Annotated in this window: 16 protein-coding genes; 10 read left to right on the forward strand and 6 right to left on the reverse strand. The window is 60.3% G+C overall.

Annotation, left to right across the window (positions count from 1 at the left end; translation table 11 throughout):
- Positions 1 to 104: 104 nt before the first annotated feature.
- Positions 105 to 1172: a multiple monosaccharide ABC transporter substrate-binding protein gene (gene chvE, locus VW35_RS07460; RefSeq protein WP_046142597.1), complete on the reverse strand. Its 1068-nt coding sequence runs from the start codon at positions 1170 to 1172 to the stop codon at positions 105 to 107.
- Between the two features lie 457 nt (positions 1173 to 1629).
- Here chvE and VW35_RS07465 point away from each other — a divergent pair, with 457 nt between their 5' ends.
- The 8 genes from VW35_RS07465 (at position 1630) to VW35_RS20510 (ending at position 10648) form a co-directional block, all read left to right on the forward strand.
- Positions 1630 to 2400: a FadR/GntR family transcriptional regulator gene (locus VW35_RS07465; RefSeq protein WP_052951566.1), complete on the forward strand. Its 771-nt coding sequence runs from the start codon at positions 1630 to 1632 to the stop codon at positions 2398 to 2400.
- A 103-nt stretch (positions 2401 to 2503) separates the two neighbouring features.
- Positions 2504 to 5830, forward strand: coding sequence for a transglutaminase family protein (locus tag VW35_RS07470; RefSeq protein ID WP_046142305.1), 3327 nt, complete (start codon positions 2504 to 2506; stop codon positions 5828 to 5830).
- A 5-nt stretch (positions 5831 to 5835) separates the two neighbouring features.
- Positions 5836 to 8247 (forward strand): circularly permuted type 2 ATP-grasp protein, encoded by a 2412-nt coding sequence (locus VW35_RS07475; protein ID WP_046142306.1) that lies wholly within the window; start codon positions 5836 to 5838, stop codon positions 8245 to 8247.
- On the forward strand, positions 8247 to 9125 hold the full coding sequence (locus VW35_RS07480) for a transglutaminase family protein (protein ID WP_046142307.1): 879 nt from the start codon (positions 8247 to 8249) through the stop codon (positions 9123 to 9125). Before VW35_RS07475 ends, VW35_RS07480 begins: the two co-directional genes overlap by 1 nt.
- A gap of 101 nt (positions 9126 to 9226) precedes the next feature.
- Positions 9227 to 9394, forward strand: a complete 168-nt coding sequence (locus VW35_RS21530) for a hypothetical protein (protein WP_161796872.1) — start codon at positions 9227 to 9229, stop codon at positions 9392 to 9394.
- 95 nt (positions 9395 to 9489) lie between these two features.
- A complete protein-coding gene (locus tag VW35_RS20930) occupies positions 9490 to 9648 on the forward strand; it encodes a DUF3309 family protein (RefSeq protein ID WP_083982503.1) in 159 nt (52 codons plus the stop codon).
- Between the two features lie 197 nt (positions 9649 to 9845).
- On the forward strand, positions 9846 to 10211 hold the full coding sequence (locus VW35_RS07485; protein WP_046142308.1) for an ElaB/YgaM/YqjD family protein: 366 nt from the start codon (positions 9846 to 9848) through the stop codon (positions 10209 to 10211).
- Positions 10211 to 10648, forward strand: coding sequence for a hypothetical protein (locus tag VW35_RS20510; RefSeq protein ID WP_052951567.1), 438 nt, complete (start codon positions 10211 to 10213; stop codon positions 10646 to 10648). Before VW35_RS07485 ends, VW35_RS20510 begins: the two co-directional genes overlap by 1 nt.
- On the opposite strand, the gene VW35_RS07495 is transcribed toward VW35_RS20510, so the two are convergent.
- The 3 genes from VW35_RS07495 to VW35_RS07505 all read right to left on the reverse strand — a co-directional run bounded on the left by VW35_RS07495 (position 10645) and on the right by VW35_RS07505 (position 13829).
- Entirely contained in the window at positions 10645 to 11550 is a 906-nt protein-coding gene (locus VW35_RS07495) for a diacylglycerol/lipid kinase family protein (protein ID WP_046142309.1), read from the reverse strand. The two genes, VW35_RS20510 and VW35_RS07495, sit on opposite strands and share 4 nt — an antisense overlap.
- Before the next feature lie 5 nt (positions 11551 to 11555).
- Positions 11556 to 12968 carry a sensor histidine kinase gene (locus VW35_RS07500; protein ID WP_161796873.1) on the reverse strand — a complete coding sequence of 471 codons (1413 nt, stop codon included), beginning with the start codon at positions 12966 to 12968 and terminating at the stop codon, positions 11556 to 11558.
- A 105-nt stretch (positions 12969 to 13073) separates the two neighbouring features.
- Positions 13074 to 13829 carry a Crp/Fnr family transcriptional regulator gene (locus tag VW35_RS07505; RefSeq protein WP_046142310.1) on the reverse strand — a complete coding sequence of 252 codons (756 nt, stop codon included), beginning with the start codon at positions 13827 to 13829 and terminating at the stop codon, positions 13074 to 13076.
- 149 nt (positions 13830 to 13978) lie between these two features.
- Between VW35_RS07505 and VW35_RS07510 the strand changes: the two genes are divergently transcribed.
- The gene (locus VW35_RS07510) at positions 13979 to 14341 is read left to right on the forward strand and encodes a response regulator (protein ID WP_046142311.1); all 363 of its coding nucleotides are present in this window, start codon (positions 13979 to 13981) and stop codon (positions 14339 to 14341) included.
- A gap of 4 nt (positions 14342 to 14345) precedes the next feature.
- Here the strand turns inward: VW35_RS07510 and VW35_RS07515 are convergent, their stop codons facing one another.
- Together VW35_RS07515 and VW35_RS07520 are read right to left on the reverse strand one after the other, a co-directional pair.
- On the reverse strand, positions 14346 to 14900 hold the full coding sequence (locus VW35_RS07515; protein ID WP_046142312.1) for an RNA polymerase sigma factor: 555 nt from the start codon (positions 14898 to 14900) through the stop codon (positions 14346 to 14348).
- Positions 14901 to 14904: 4 nt separating this feature from the next.
- Positions 14905 to 15117, reverse strand: a complete 213-nt coding sequence (locus VW35_RS07520) for a NepR family anti-sigma factor (RefSeq protein WP_046142313.1) — start codon at positions 15115 to 15117, stop codon at positions 14905 to 14907.
- A gap of 154 nt (positions 15118 to 15271) precedes the next feature.
- Between VW35_RS07520 and VW35_RS07525 the strand changes: the two genes are divergently transcribed.
- Positions 15272 to 16066, forward strand: a complete 795-nt coding sequence (locus tag VW35_RS07525) for a response regulator (RefSeq protein ID WP_046142314.1) — start codon at positions 15272 to 15274, stop codon at positions 16064 to 16066.
- The last annotated feature ends 60 nt before the right edge of the window (positions 16067 to 16126 follow it).

A 16126-nucleotide genomic window follows, 5' to 3' on the forward strand; every position in this document is an offset into this window, starting at 1 on the left:
TTCTCGTATGCGCCCGGTCCGCTTGTCCTGGCTTGCGTCCCGCTCCCGTTTACGGGAAAGGGCCCCGCGTCACCGCGGAGCCCCTGTTCGTCAGTCTGCAGGACTTACTGCAGGTCTTCTTCCTTGATGTAGCCCGAGTCGACGACCAGTTCCTTGTAGTTGGTCGCATCGACTTCATACGGGGTCAGCAGGATCGACGGCACAACCTTGACGCCATTGTCATAGGTGGTGGTGTCGAGGCCTTCCGGCGTGCCGCCCGAAACCACGGTGTCGACGAGGTCGGCAGTGGTCTTGGCCAGTTCGCGGGTGTCCTTGTAGATGGTCGAATACTGTTCGCCGGCAATGATTGCCTTCACCGACGGAGCTTCAGCGTCCTGGCCGGTGATGATCGGCCATGCGAGGTCGCCCGAGCCATAACCAACGCCGCGGAGCGACGAGATGATGCCGCGCGACAGGCCATCATAGGGGGCGAGAACGCCGTCAACGCGCGAACCGTCCGAGTAGTTGGCCGAGAGGATATTGTCCATGCGAGCCTGGGCAACCGCACCGTCCCAACGCAGCGTACCGACTTGGTCCATGCCCATCTGGCCGGACTTGATCACGATGTCGCCCGAGTCGATCATCGGCTGCAGAACGCTCATCGCGCCGTCGTAGAAGAAGAAGGCGTTGTTGTCGTCCGGCGAGCCGCCGAAGAGTTCCACGTTCCACGGCTTGGTGTCCGCGAAGCGTTCCTTGAGGCCCTTTACGAGGCTGTTGGCCTGGAGCACACCGACCTGGAAGTTGTCGAAGGTGGTGTAGTAGTCGACATTGCCCGATTCACGGATCAGACGGTCGTAAGCGATGACCTTGATGCCGGCATCGGCAGCCTGCTGAAGCACGGCCGACAGGGTGGTGCCGTCGATCGAGGCGATCACGAGAGCCTTGACGCCCTTGGTGACCATGTTTTCGATCTGGGCGAGCTGGTTCGGGATGTCGTCTTCTGCATACTGCAGGTCGACGGTGTAGCCCTTGCCTTCGAGCGCGGTCTTGAGCTCGTTGCCGTCCGAAATCCAGCGGAGCGACGACTGCGTCGGCATGGCAATGCCGATCTGGCCCTTATCCTGGGCGTAGGCGGCGGTCGCAGCGGTGGCCAACAGGGCACCGGCGGCAAACAGCGTCGCGATTGATTTCAGAACCTTCACGTCTCGACTCCCTTAGATTTTTCGAGATGGTTGATGTGTTCGTCGTGGTCTTGTTCGATCAGGCCAATTCATTCCTGCCACCCGCGCGGCACGGGCCAGCGCCCATCGCCCATCGGGATGCCCCCACCTTGCCGGCCTGGCGCCGGCAACCGGGATGGAACTGCATGATGTCCTCCTGCTCGGGCGGCTTGGCTGCCGCCTTGGACCTTTCAAGGCCACGGGCAGGAAATTAGGATAATCAGATATGCATGTAAAGCGGGGTAGTTCTGCACACGGTTATTTTTTCGATTGTCGAAGATATAAAATTCGGCGTAGAACGCCCGCTTTCTGGCCGTTGCTGTCTTAACCATCACACGCTAACGTCCGGGAAAGTCGTGCAGGACTCTGCCCTCAACAGTCCGGAAAACCGGCAGGTAGAGTCAAAGGTATCTGATACCTTGGAGGATATGTGGTTAGTCTGGGTGGCGAGACGCGCCCCGATCACGGCAGCGCCGCGAGCGCGGTGGCCGATGATCTGGCGCAGGTGATCCTTGGAGAGTTGGCGCCGGGCCAAAGCCTGCCCAGCGAGGCGGAACTGGCGGACCGCTATTCGGTCAGCCGTCTGACTATCCGCGAAGCGGTAAAACTCCTTGCCGGCCGGGGCCTTCTGGAGCTTTCGCGGGGTCGCCGTGCGGTGGTGCGTGAGCCCGACGGATCCGCCTTCACAGACTTCCTGACATCGCTCGTCAGGGCCGACCCTAAGGGTCTTTTCGACCTTGTTGAGGTACGTTTGTCATTGGAAGTCCAATCGGCGACTTTGGCAGCCAAACGGGCCAACCGGGCCGGGGTCACCGCCATCGAAAACGCCCTCCAGGGCATGCGCGACGCGATCGGTGATTCCGCCGACTTCGCAGACGAGGCGACCGAGGCGCGCTTCCACGAATGCGACTTCGGCTTTCACGAGGCGGTGGCGCTTGCGAGCGGTAACCGTGTTTTGGGATATCTCTTCGAGGCCATGGCGATTCCCCTTCGCGAGGGTTTTTACATCAGCCAGCGCGGTCACGCCTTCCGCGGTCACACGCCTCGCGACACCATCGAGGCCCATCAGCGCGTCCTTGATTGTATCCGAGAGGGCAATGGACGGGCGGCTGCCGAGGCGATGCGCCTCCATTTGCGCGATACCGAACGCGATATCCGCATGGCCGTAACCAAAATGGCGTCGACAAGCGCTCGGAGTTAACGGACTGCTACCCGATTCACAGCCTGTTCAAGGTCGGGAAACGCCGATAAGCTCATATTCGGGAAGCTGAAATCTGTGGCCATGGAGCGAGCGACGCGTAGCAATGTCGATCAAAGCCGCAATCTATCATCTGACGCATTACCGCTATGACCGCCCTGTTTTCCTGGGTCCGCAGATCATCCGGTTGCAGCCCGCGCCCCATTCTAAAACCAAGGTTCTGAGCCACTCCCTCCGTGTCTCGCCAGATCTGCACTTCGTCAACACGCAGCAGGACCCCTATGGTAACTACTTGACGCGCTTCGTTTTTCCCGAGCCGGTCACCGAACTCAAGATCGAAGTCGACCTCGTCGCGGACATGACGGTCTATAATCCCTTCGACTTCTTCGTCGAGGAATCCGCCGAGACCTGGCCCTTCGAGTATCCCGAGGACCTGCGCGAAGACCTCTCGATCTATCGCCGCGCCGAGCCGCTTACTCCCGCTCTCTCCCGCTTCCTCGATAATCTCGATAAGCGACCGCGCAACACGGTGACCTTCATCACCGAGCTCAACGCCAGGCTGCAACAGACGATCAACTACATCGTCCGCATGGAGCCGGGCGTGTGGACACCGGAGGAGACGCTGACAAATGCCAAGGGATCCTGCCGCGATTCGAGCTGGTTGCTCGTCAACGTCTTGCGTCACCTTGGTTTTGCGGCGCGCTTCGTGTCCGGCTATCTGATCCAGCTCAAGCCCGATCTTGTCGCGCTGGATGGCCCGGCCGGAACAAGCTACGATTTCACCGACCTCCACGCCTGGTGCGAAGTCTATCTACCCGGCGCGGGGTGGATCGGCCTTGATCCGACCTCCGGGCTTTTCACGGGCGAGAGCCATGTGCCGCTCGCTGCGACGCCGCATTATCGCAACGCCGCCCCGATTTCGGGCACCGCGACCTTTGCCGAAGTCGATTTCGCCTTCGACATGAAAGTGACCCGCGTTGCCGAACACCCTCGCATCACTAAGCCGTTTTCAGACGAAAGCTGGAACCGCCTCAATGCTTTAGGCCAGAAGGTCGATTCTATCCTGAAAGCTGAAGATGTGCGGCTGACCATGGGGGGCGAGCCGACATTCGTTTCCATCGACGATTTCGAGGCCGACGAATGGAATGCCGGTGCCGTCGGCCCGACCAAGCGCCGGCTTGCCGATACGCTCATTCGTCGCCTGCGCAAGCGCTTTGCGCCAAACGGCATGCTCCACCATGGCCAGGGCAAGTGGTACCCCGGAGAAACGCTCCCGCGCTGGACTTTCTCGCTGTTCTGGCGGGTCGACGGCAAGCCCGTCTGGTCCGATGAAAACCTTATCGCCAAGGAAGGCACCGACTACGGTGTTACGGCAGCGGACGCCGAGGCGCTGACCCGCGCCATCGCCCAAAATCTCGGCATTACCAGCGAAACCATTGCGGCTGCTTACGAAGATCCGGGCGAATGGATCCTCAAGGAAGCCAAGCTTCCCGAAAATGTCGATCCCGACAATTCAAAGCTCGCCGATGCCGAAGAACGCGCGCGTATTGCCACGGTGTTCAACCGTGGCCTGTCCAATCCCACGGGCTTCGTACTGCCCGTCCAGCGGTGGAACGCCACGGCCACCGGAGCGCGATGGACCACCGAGCAATGGCGCACCCGCCGAGGCAAATTATATCTTGTCCCCGGGGATAGCGCCGCCGGCTATCGCCTGCCGCTCGGCAGTTTGCGGCATCTGTCGACCACCAGTTATCCCCATGTCGTTCCAGATGATCCGGGCATCGAGCACCCGCCATTGCCTGAGCCGGCGGAGCTGCTGGTCAGCGCGCGAAACCAGCCGACGACGGGCTTCATTCCCACGTCCGAAACCCAACAGATCAGCCCGCAGGTCGTTAACGAAATCGACGGAGCGGTACGCACGGCGTTAACGGTTGAGATGCGAGACGGGCGCCTTTGTGTCTTTCTGCCACCCGTAGCAAAGCTCGAAGATTACCTCGAACTCATCGCAGCCACCGAGGCCGGCGCCAAGTCGATTGGCAAGCCGGTCCACGTCGAAGGCTATCCGCCTCCGCACGATCCGCGTCTAAACGTCATTCGGGTCGCGCCTGATCCAGGCGTCATCGAGGTCAACATCCACCCTGCCGCGAGCTGGGACGATTGCGTCGCCACGACTGACGCCATCTATGAGGAAGCCCGCCAGAGCCGGCTTGGCGCCGACAAATTCATGATCGACGGCAAGCATACCGGTACCGGCGGGGGCAATCACGTCGTCGTCGGCGGCGCGACGCCCAATGACAGCCCGTTCCTGCGCCGACCCGATCTTCTCAAGTCGCTGATCCTCCACTGGCAGCGCCACCCGTCGATGAGCTACCTGTTCTCGGGTCTCTTCATCGGGCCGACAAGCCAGGCCCCGCGCTTCGACGAGGCACGGCACGACAGTCTTTATGAACTCGAAATCGCCATGGCCCAGGTACCGGCGCCAAACCAGGGCCAACCGCCCCTGCCCTGGCTGACCGACCGGCTCTTCCGCAATCTCTTGACGGACGTTACCGGCAACACCCACCGCTCGGAAATATGTATCGACAAGCTCTATTCCCCGGACGGCCCCACCGGCCGGCTCGGGCTCGTCGAATTCCGTGGCTTTGAAATGCCGCCCAATGCCCGCATGAGCCTTGCCCAGCAATTGCTGATCCGGGCCCTCGTCGCGCATTACTGGAAAAATCCTGCGCAGGGCGACCTCGTCCGCTGGGGTACGACGCTCCATGACCGGTTCATGCTGCCGCACTTCGTCTGGCAGGATTTCCTCGCCATGCTCGCCGAACTTGGCCGCAGCGGCTTCGACTTCGATCCTGCTTGGTTCGAAGCCCAGCTCGAGTTCCGCTTCCCCTTCTGTGGCGAAGTCGAAGTCGAAGGCGTAAAACTTGAACTCCGTCAAGCACTTGAGCCCTGGCACGTCATGGGCGAACAAGGGGCCATCGGCGGCACCGTGCGCTATGTGGATAGCTCCGTAGAACGTCTCCAGGTCAAGCTCACCGCGCCAAATCCCGAGCGCTATACCGTCACCTGCAACGAGCGCGCTACGCCGCTGACCGCTACCGGCACCATGGGCACTTCGGTCGCCGGCGTCCGCTTCAAGGCCTGGCAACCCGCCTCCGGCATGCATCCGACCATGCCGGTTCACGCGCCACTCGTTTTCGACATCTTCGATAAATGGACTGGCAAGGCCATTGGCGGCTGCGTCTATCACGTCGCTCACCCAGGCGGTCGCAACTACGAGACTTTCCCCGTCAATGGCAACGAGGCCGAGGCACGGCGGCTTGCGCGTTTCGTGCCGCACAATTATACGCCCGGCACCTATTCCTACCGCCCGGAGCGGCCGGCGGACGAATTTCCGCTCACGCTCGATCTCCGGCGACCGCCCCGGTTCACCTGAACGCCATGACCAAGCGGACCTCCGAACCCCGCAGCGCCCCGCGGCCCAGCCCGAGCATCATCTCGGATTATCACTTGCTGCCGGGCGTGCCGGACGAAATGATCGACGCCGCCGGCAAGCTGCGCCCGGGCTGGGATCGGCTCATGGGCGCCTTCGATTCGCTGGGCTCGGCCGAGCTTGCAGCCCGGTTCGAGCGCGCAGATCAGTATCTGCGCGACGCCGGCGTGTTCTATCGCAAATATGACGGCGCCGCTGGCAAGGAGCGGGCCTGGCCGCTGGCGCATATCCCTCTTCTCATCGACGAAACCGAATGGCGCACGCTGTCGCGCGGCCTCATCCAGCGCGTCGAACTGCTCGAACGCATCGTTGCGGATATTTACAGCGACAATCGCCTGGTGCAGGAAGGTCTCTTGCCGCCAGAGCTGATCGCGCAAAACAGCGAATTTCTGCGGCCGCTTGTTGGTGTTCAACCGACAAACGGGCAGTTTTTGCATTTCTGCGCCTTCGAACTTGGCCGTGGTCCTGACGGTGGCTGGTGGGTGCTCGGCGATCGCACACAGGCGCCGTCCGGCGCAGGTTTCGCACTGGAAAACCGCGTCGCTACCACACGCGCGCTGTCCGACGTCTATGGCGAGATGAACATTCATCGGCTCGCCGGCTTCTTCCGCGACTTCCGCGATCACCTCTTCGCTCAGTCGCGACCCGACGGTGGCCGGGTCGGCATCCTGACGCCGGGCCAACTCAACGAAACCTATTTCGAGCACGCCTATATCGCGCGTTACCTTGGGCTGATGCTGCTCGAAGGCGAAGATCTTGTCGTCGAGGCGGGCCGGGTTATGGTGCGTACCGTCTCCGGGCTGAAGCCGGTCAGCGTCCTCTGGCGGCGCATGGATGCCAGCTTCGTTGACCCGCTCGAACTGCGCTACGACAGCCGCATCGGCACGCCCGGCATGGTCGAGGCAGTCCGTTCCGGTTCGATCTCGATGATCAATGCACTCGGCACGGGCATTCTCGAAACTCGCGCTCTATCGGCCTTCATGCCGCGCCTCTCAAAACACCTTACCGGCGCCGGTCTCGAATTGCCCGAGATCGCCACCTGGTGGTGCGGCCAAGCCGCTGAGCGCGAATATGTGCTCGACAATTTCGACGCCCTGATGATCGGTCCGGCCTTCGCCACAACCCTGCCCTTCGACGATCTCCGCGGCACTGCGCTTGGCGGCAGCATGACATCGACGCAGAAAGCCCAGCTCAAGGACCGCATCGCCACCCATGGCCGCCATTATGTCGGCCAGGAGCCGGTGAGGCTATCGACAGCGCCGGTTTATCAGGAAGGTAAGCTCGAGCCGCGACCAATCACGCTCCGCGTTTTTGCCGCGCGCACCCAGGAAGGCTGGGGCCTGATGCCGGGCGGCTTTGCCCGCGTCGGTTCAACCCCGGACACAACGGCATTAGCCATGCAGCGCGGTGGACAGGCCGCCGACGTCTGGGTTGTTTCATCAAAGCCCGTCGAGCAGGTCTCGCTCCTGCCGCAGGAAGGCGACAAGCTGGTCCGCAATTCGGCCGGCAGCCTGCCGAGCCGCGCCGCCGACAACCTAATCTGGCTAGGCCGCTATGCCGAACGGTGCGAAGCCACGGTCCGCATTCTTCGGGCCTATAACGCCCGCCTCGCAGAACTCTCCAAGCCCGACCTGCCGATCCTGACGCACTGCGCCGAATTCTTGAAAAGCATCGATGTCGACGCATCTGAGGCCATGCCGCATGGCCTGCTGCTCTCGATCAACAGCGCCGTTCACAGCGCCGGGCAAATCCGTGACCGCTTCTCGCCCGACGGGTGGCTCGCCCTCAACGATCTGCAAAAGACCGCTCAACGCTTTGCAACGCGCATCCAGACCGGCGATGATGCGACGCGCGCCATGACGGTGCTCCTGCGCAAACTTGCAGGCTTCTCAGGCCTCGTGCATGAAAATATGTACCGCTTTGCCGGCTGGCGCTTCCTCGAGATCGGCCGTCGCCTGGAGCGCGCCATCCAGATTTCGCGCATTGCCGGCTGGCTGACCGGCGAGGATGCACCCGACGGCTCGCTCGAAATGCTGCTTGAGATCGGCGACAGCGTCATGTCCCATCGCCGCCGCTATTCGGTGACCGCAGGCACTCAAAGCGCCATCGACCTTCTCGTTCTCGACCCTCTCAACCCGCGTTCGGTTCTCTTTCAGTTGACCGAACTCCGCACCCAGCTCGAAGCCCTGCCCGGCGGCATCCGCGACGGCCAACTCTCAACGGTTGCCAAGACCGCATTGCAGCTCCAGACTGCACTCATCATCGCGGAGCCACAGGCCGTCACGCCTGAAGAGCTTGAGCGTATCGCCGGCGAGATCGGTCTTCTCGCGAGCCTTGTTGCAGGGCACTACTTCACCTGATGCTCTACGATGTTCGCCTCACCCTGACCTATGACTACGACGCGCCTGTCCACGGTGGGCGGCACCATATTCGCGTCGCACCATCGACAATGCCTGGAGTGCAGCGCGTCGTTGCTTCCTCCTTGTCTTTTTCTCCTACCCCGCATCGGGTCACGAGCTTCGTCGACTTTTTCGGCAATACGGTCAGTGACGTCACCTTCGTTGATCCGCACGAAAAGCTCGACATCCGGCTAACTGCTCGCGTCCAGGTTGAAGATCGCCGAGGCCAGGCGGATTTATCCGCAAGCCTTGAAAAGCTCGGGCTGGAGATTTCCCGCTTCTGGTCGGTTGAACCCGACAGTCCGCAGCATTTTCTGGCCGCCTCGCCACGCGTCCAGATCGTGCCGGCGATCACCGACTATGTTCAAACCGTTACGACCAAGGCAGAAACCATCTTTGGCATGGCCATGGCGCTCTGCCTCGCCATTCACAGGGATTTCGAATACGACCCCAAGGCAACCGACGTCGAGACCAAGCCGGCTGAAGCCTTCACCTTAAAGAAGGGCGTCTGCCAGGACTTCGCCCACGTCATGATCGCGGGCCTTCGTGGCCTTGGCATCCCAGCAGGCTACGTGTCCGGCTTTCTCCGCACCAATCCGCCCGCGGGCAAGGCGCGTTTGGACGGCGCCGATGCCATGCACGCCTGGGTCCGCGTCTGGTGCGGCACGCATATGGGCTGGATCGAATTTGATCCCACCAATGCCATGGTTGCGGGCGGCGATCACATCGCTATCGGTCACGGTCGAGACTACGCAGACATCTCCCCGATCGTCGGCGTTTTGCGCACCCATGGGTCCCATGAGACCCGCCAGTCGGTGGATGTAGTCCGCATCGAATAAACCGGCGGAACCAAACTCTTTTCCCTCCGTTCATAGGTCACACAGCGCCGAGCAAGGCGCATTGACCAACAGCTTCGCGACAGCGGAGCGCTGGAGGCAAGATGACACAGGCAGAAATTCGTGCGCTCGAAAATGCCGGCCGGTCCACCATGGTGTGGAGCGCTGAGGCTTATGACGGCACGACCCACTTTAGCGAAGTCATGCGCGCGCTACTCCCGGCGACGCTGATCCTTGTCGCTGCTGCGGCGCTGCTTGTGGCGCTTCTTTAACGAGTTCTGCTGGGCGTTTCCGCGCCCAGTTTCCCTGCCGGACCAGAAATGGGTCGAACATTGGCGCCGGCAACGCCGTGAGTAAGGAGGGTCTAATGGGACTCGGCACAATTCTAATTATCATTCTCATTCTGCTGTTGATCGGTGCACTGCCGAGCTGGGGTTACTCCCGCGGTTTCGGCTACTTCCCCTCAGGCATTTTGGGTGTGGTCCTGATTGTGGTGCTGATCCTGGTCCTGATGGGCCGGATTTAGTGTCACCCGTCTAGAGGCACGCCGGCCTAGCCGGTCGCCCTGTGCGTAAAGTGCCCAGCGAACCGACAGTCGCCCCCCTTTCGGTTCGCGCTTACGCCCCGATGTGCACGTCACATCGGGGCTTTCTGTTTTTCATGCGCGCGCAACCAACGTCCTTCTTGGGCGTTCTTTAGCAAGCAAAACCGGGAGTATATTACATGGCCTCGACTACCGACATGGCGCCTTCTGCCGCTCGTAAAGCTGCTGCTAGCGCCGCAGCCCGCGTCACCGAAAAAAGCCGCGAGCAGGAACTGGAAGCACAGGTTGCCCAGCTTCAGAGCGATCTCAAGTCCATTGGCGAGACGCTCAAGAAACTGACCGGCGACAAAGCAAACGAAGTGCGCGATATCGCGGAAACCGAAATCCGTCAGCTCAAGCGCCGTGGCCAGCATATGGTCGAAGAGGCGCAGGACCAAGCTGGCGAATATGAGCAGCAGCTCAAGGAAACCATCCGCGCAAAGCCGCTGACCGCTGTTGCAACTGCCTTGGGCGTAGGCTTTGTCCTCGCACTACTGACGCGCTGATGCTTGGGCTTTTGATGCCACTTGCAGGCCTTCTCGGCCTTGAGGTTGAGGGCCTCGGCCAGCGTGTAAAAACGCTGGTCATCGTCTATGCGCTGATCGCTCTATCAGCAGCGATAGGCATGGTATTCCTCATCGCGGCTGGTTACATCGCTCTTGTTGATGTGATCGGTCTGCTGCCGGCGACATTGGTCATGGCAGGCGCCTTTATTGCGCTTGCATTGCTCTTCTTTATCGGCCTGTCGATCGGCGAAAGCCGCCGTCGGCGATATATCGCCGAACGCAAACGGACGACGGACGCCAGCGCATATATCACGACTGCAGCGCTAACTGCATTGCCGTTGCTGTCCCGCTCGTCGCTTCTGGTCAAGCTGGGCATACCAGCTGCTGCCATTACGGCTTTAACCTTGCTGCGCCACAAGAAAGGCTCCGACACCTAGTCAAGCTTGGCCGGCAAAATCATCGAAAGCGCCTGCGGCAAAATTTTGAGCTCGACCCGTCGGTCGAGCTCAATCAATTCTCCGTCGATGACCGCCCGTGCATCGCCTTTCCGCTTGGGAAACTGCAGCACCATACCGCTGGTCTTGATCTCCGTAACCTGCGGGTTTGCACGCCAACGGCCGGTGAAAACGTCGATAACCAGCCTCACCAGTTCACCCGTCGTGACACTGTCCGCAAAGTAGACGCCTAGTTGCCCGGTATTGAGTCGCTCGGCGACAGGCATCGGCCCATCCTCGAGCGGGTTATTGGACACGGCGATTCCGGAAACGACACGCCTGTGACGTCCGGAGCCGTCTTCGAATTCAACCTCAAATCGCGGAGGATTGACCGCGGCCGCTGCGATAGCCCGAAGGCTTGCAAACATTTTGCCCAGTCGGCTGCCATAGGTCATACTGTCCCTTATCCGGACCAGTCGCGCGTGGATCCCGACACTGAACTGATGAACGAATGGTCTTCCATTGGCGGTAGCCAGATCGATCTTGCCGACGCGTCCTTGCGCTACGGCATGCAGCGCCTTGCTTATGTCCGATGGCACACCGAGCGCGCGCGCAAAGAGGTTCATGGTGCCGGCAGGCAGAAGCCCGAGGGTTTTGCCACGCTCATGCGCGATAGCGGCTGCCGATGAGATCGTGCCATCTCCTCCGGCCGCGATGATGGCATCGAACATGTCATCGTCTGCCAACTCTTCGATCGTTGAGAGGACGTCTTTGCCCGTCACCACTTTGCAGGTGAGCTCGTGCCCCGCCTTGGCGAAGATATCCACGGCCTCTTTGCAGAAGCTATCGATATCCATGGTGCGCAGCGTCCCGCTTTCGCGGTTCAGAATAGCGGCGATGCGCATCGAAATTACTCCACGGCGGTATTAACCGGCGTTGTTTGTGATTTGGTCAAAGCAGGCAAGGACACGATGACTCTCAACCCAGTTCCTGGGCCGCTGGTATATTGCGGCGTGCCACCAAACTGGCCCGCGAGCTGTCGGATAATAACGGACCCGAGCCCGCCTTCGCCCAACTCTCCTGAGATGCCGACGCCATTGTCGGCGACCAGCAGGGTCGGGATGCCGTCCGGGTCACGGTAAAGGGAGACCTCCACCTTACCGCGGCGACCATTGGGGAAGGCGTGCTTAAGAGCGTTGGTGACAAATTCCCCGACAAGGATACCAAGCGTCGTCGCGTCGCGTGCACTGACCTCGATCCCGTCAATCTTACCCTCGATGGATATCCGTCCCGAATCGGTTTGTGTTGTCGCGATATCTTCCAGCACAGCGCTGAGAAAATCCTGCGCGCTTGCAGACTCCATATCGTCGCCAAGCCGCAGCCGTCTATGGGCCGACGCTATCGCGTGAACCCGGAGCCGTGCCGCCTCAAGCGCAACGCGCACTTCTTCCGAGCGGGTCCGCATCAACTGCAGGGCGAGAAGCGATGACACCGTTGCAAGTGAATTGCCGATGCGGTGGCTCGTGTCCTGCAGCAGCGCCTCGACGCGCTGACGCTCGCGCTCTGCATGGGCGCGAGCCTCCTCGATAGCGCGGGTACGCTCGGCGACTTCAGCTTCCAGAGCTTCGTTCTGGTTGATCAGCCCGCGATGGCGCTGCGCCATGGCGCTAACCTGTTTTTGCGTGCGCGACATCAACGCCCAAGCAAGGCTTACGGCCGCCGCCAACGAAGCTATGATCATGGCCACAAGCCAGATGCGCGACTGATCGATAGCGTCGTTGCGTGCGACGAGCTTTTGGTTCTCTTCCGCAATAAACACTTCGAGCGTATTGCGAACTTCGCTCATCATTCGCGCGCCCATGCCGGTCTCGGTAAGGCTCTGCGCCTCTTCCTGCCGGCGCGTGGCGACCAACTCGACCGTACGCGCCATCTCGGCCATCTTGCCGGCTATGTCACCAGTAATGCTGCGCATGCGCTCAGCTTGGGTCGGGTCATCCGACGTCATTTCGAGCAACGCCGCGACATGTGCGTCGATCGTGTCGGCTGCGGCATTATAGGGCTCAAGAAACTGCGCGTCGCGAGTCAGCATGTAGCCGCGCTGGCTCGCTTCGGCCTGGCTCATGGCACTTGACAATTCGCGCGCTGTGTCACGGACTGCGTAAGTCCTCGTAATATCGTTGAGTTGTCGCTCGATCCCTTGCAGCAGCAGCAGTGACACAAAGGCTGCCGAGCAGACAAGGACAAGCGAAACCCAGATGGCAATACGTCTGACCGTACGCCGCCCGAACACCGCCGCCTGCAGGCCGGTTGATCCTTGTCCCACCGCGCTCATCCACACAGTCTTGCGACTCTCCCCTCGAGTCTGGCTGTCCATCATCGTAAGTCCATCGCTTCACATGCTGCAATGGCAGCATTGAGGCTCAATCCCTTATATTAGCGGGCGTTTGCGCTCTGCTGGCGCTTCCCAATCAGCCAATTCCTGCAATCCTTCCGGATCGATGATTTCGCAACTTCGATCCATCCAGCGGATCAGTTTCCGGTCGGCTAATTTCCGCAGTGTCTTGTTTGTGTGAACGATCGACAGGCCGAGCGTATCGGCAACATGCTGCTGGCTCAGCGGCACCTGCAATGGCGTAGTGCCGGAAATACCCACCGCCTCGGCACGGCTGTGGAGAAACGCCAGGAGATAAGCAGCCCGTTCCATTGCAGTTCGACGGCCGAGGCTCAGGATATGCTCGTCGAGCATCCGCTCTTCGCGCGCGGCGATCCAAGTAACGTCGAAGGCGAGGCCAGGATATCCCTGAAACAATTCGTCCAGACGGTCGCGCTGGAAGACGCAGAGGATCATCGGCGTCAATGCTTCAACCGAATGCTCCATTTCGCCTGTGATTGATCCTTGCAGCCCAACGAGATCGCCTGGCAAAACGTAATTGAGGATCTGCCGGCGACCATCTGGCAGGCTCTTAAAGCGAAAAGCCCAACCCGAGAGCACCGTATAAAGGTGCGGGCTCAGGCTCCCTTCAGCCAAGATGGTTGACCCCATCTCCGCAACCAGCTCGCCACGTTTGAAGCTCGAAACAAAATCGAGCTCTCGGACGGTGAAATCACGGAAGTGCGGCAAAACTCGCAGGGGACATTGTTCGCACGGGACCCTGCGACCCGTGCTGGGGAGAACGAGGCTCAAGTCTCGATCCTCTAGTGACGCTGGACCTCAACGCCCCCAGACGCAAGTCGTTCCAATCCTTGCATGTTTCGCCAGCCGAACATGTCTTAGTTAAATGACGGTCAGACCCCTCGTCCGCAAAAGCGTCCTCGCCCTAGAGAGGACCCCCCATGCTTGCTGGCCGGCCTGCCCTGATCGTCGAAGCGCACTATCTGATTGCGCTCGACATCGAGAATTTGTTGGCAGAATTCTCGCCCGGGCAGGTGACGATCGCAAAAAATGCCGCGCAGGCACGCTCAATCGAGCCAGAGTGGCGAGGCTGTGCTTTGGCCATAATCGAGGTTGAAAACGACCTGCCGGAGCAGATTGCGCTTATCGGCGAACTGATCCGTCTCGGCATTGCGGTAATTGCGGTGACGGCTGACACGGACCTGCCGCGCAGCCTTAACTGGCTCGCCGGCACGCCCGTGTTAGTAAAGCCAATGCAAACCCCTGACTTCATCAGGGCTGTCGAGACTGCTCTGAGGCGTTAGCGCCTCAGAACGAATGATTGTTTGTGGTCACCTGGGTAGAAACCGCATCCGGTCCATAGTCAGATTCGCCATGAACCTTGAGCATATCCTGCAGACGGGCACGGGCCCGGCTTACGCGGCTCTTCATCGTTCCAACGGCGCAATCGCAGATTTCTGCAGCTTCCTCGTAGGAAAACCCAGAAGCTCCGATAAGGATGATCGCTTCGCGCTGATCGTCCGGAAGCTGTGACAATGCCTTCTTGAAGTCCTCTAGATCCATCAGTCCATATTGGGACGGATGAACCGAAAGACGTTCCGTGAAGGCGCCGTCGCTGTCTTGAACTTCGCGGCCACGCTTACGCATCTGGCTATAAAACTCATTGCGGAGGATGGTGAAGAGCCAGGCCTTGATGTTGGTTCCCATCTCGAAGCTGGACTGCTTGGCCCAAGCTTTCATGACGGTATCCTGCACAAGGTCGTCTGCCTTGTCGTGCTTGCCGGTCAACGACACGGCAAACGCACGAAGACTCGGCAATGTCGCCAGCATCTCGCGCTTGAACGACGTCGATTCGGTCGCCATACGCTTATTCTCCACCCTGAGAGGTGGTCTGTTTGGACTGTGCCTGTTCGGCATTATCCAGCTTTTCGAGGAGGTCGAGCAGCTGGTCTGGCACGCCCTCCTCTTGCACGGCACCATAAAGTGCTCTCAGCCGCGAACCAATATCGGAGGTCGGCCCAAGACCGTCATCCGGCTGCAGCCGCATGCGCTGATGGTTCACAGGATTTTCCTTCTTCATACTCGACGCTCGCCCCGCGGAAATTCTACCGCTTTTCCGAGGTAGGAATTCGCCGCTACAAAAAAAGTTCCGAAAGCTTTGGAACTTTTGTTCAGACCCTCCATTTAGTCATCTCGTGGAGTCACGGACTCAAAGCGTCACTGGAGTTTCATACATGTCACTGTCCACGCGGATCGCGCCGCACCTGCCTTACCTCCGGAGGTTTTCCCGGGCGGTTACAGGGTCGCAGACGTCTGGCGATGCGTACGTCGCAGCCACGTTAGAAGCGCTGATCGCAGACATTTCGCTTTTCCCGGAAGCGTCGACCGACCGCATCGCGGTCTACAAGCTTTTTTCCGCCCTGTTTACATCTTCAGCAGTCGACGTGCCCGAGCCGGTTTCGACCTTCGCTTGGGAACAGCGGGCCGCCAAGAACCTAGCGAACCTCTCGCCCCGCCCCCGCCAGGCATTTCTGCTGGTCGCCGTCGAAGGCTTCACACATGCGCAGGCCGCCGAAGTGCTCGGCGTAAGCGACGAAGAGTTTTCCCGTCTTCTCGATGAAGCGTCCCATGAGATTTCGCGCCAGGTGGCAACCGAGATCATGATCATCGAAGACGAACCGCTGATCGCCATGGATATCGAGCAGATGGTCGAGAGCCTCGGCCATAAGGTCGTCAGCGTCGCCCGCACCCACAAGGAAGCGGTAAACCTGTTCAACCAGACCCAGCCGCGCATGATCCTTGCCGATATCCAGCTCGCCGATGGCAGCTCCGGCATTGACGCGGTTAACGACATTCTCAACACCCATTCGGTGCCAGTGATCTTCATCACCGCGTTCCCGGAGCGCCTTCTCACCGGCGAACGTCCGGAGCCAACTTTCCTCGTCACCAAGCCGTTCAATCCGGACATGGTGAAGGCCCTGATCAGCCAGGCCCTGTTCTTCGATGAGGGCTCGCGCGCTGCGGCGTGAATTCAGTCTGTCCCATGCAAACTTCAGAGCCGGCTCTGCCGGCTTTTTTCTTTGCTTCAG

The organism is Devosia soli (assembly GCF_000970455.1).
Lineage (GTDB): Bacteria > Pseudomonadota > Alphaproteobacteria > Rhizobiales > Devosiaceae > Devosia > Devosia soli.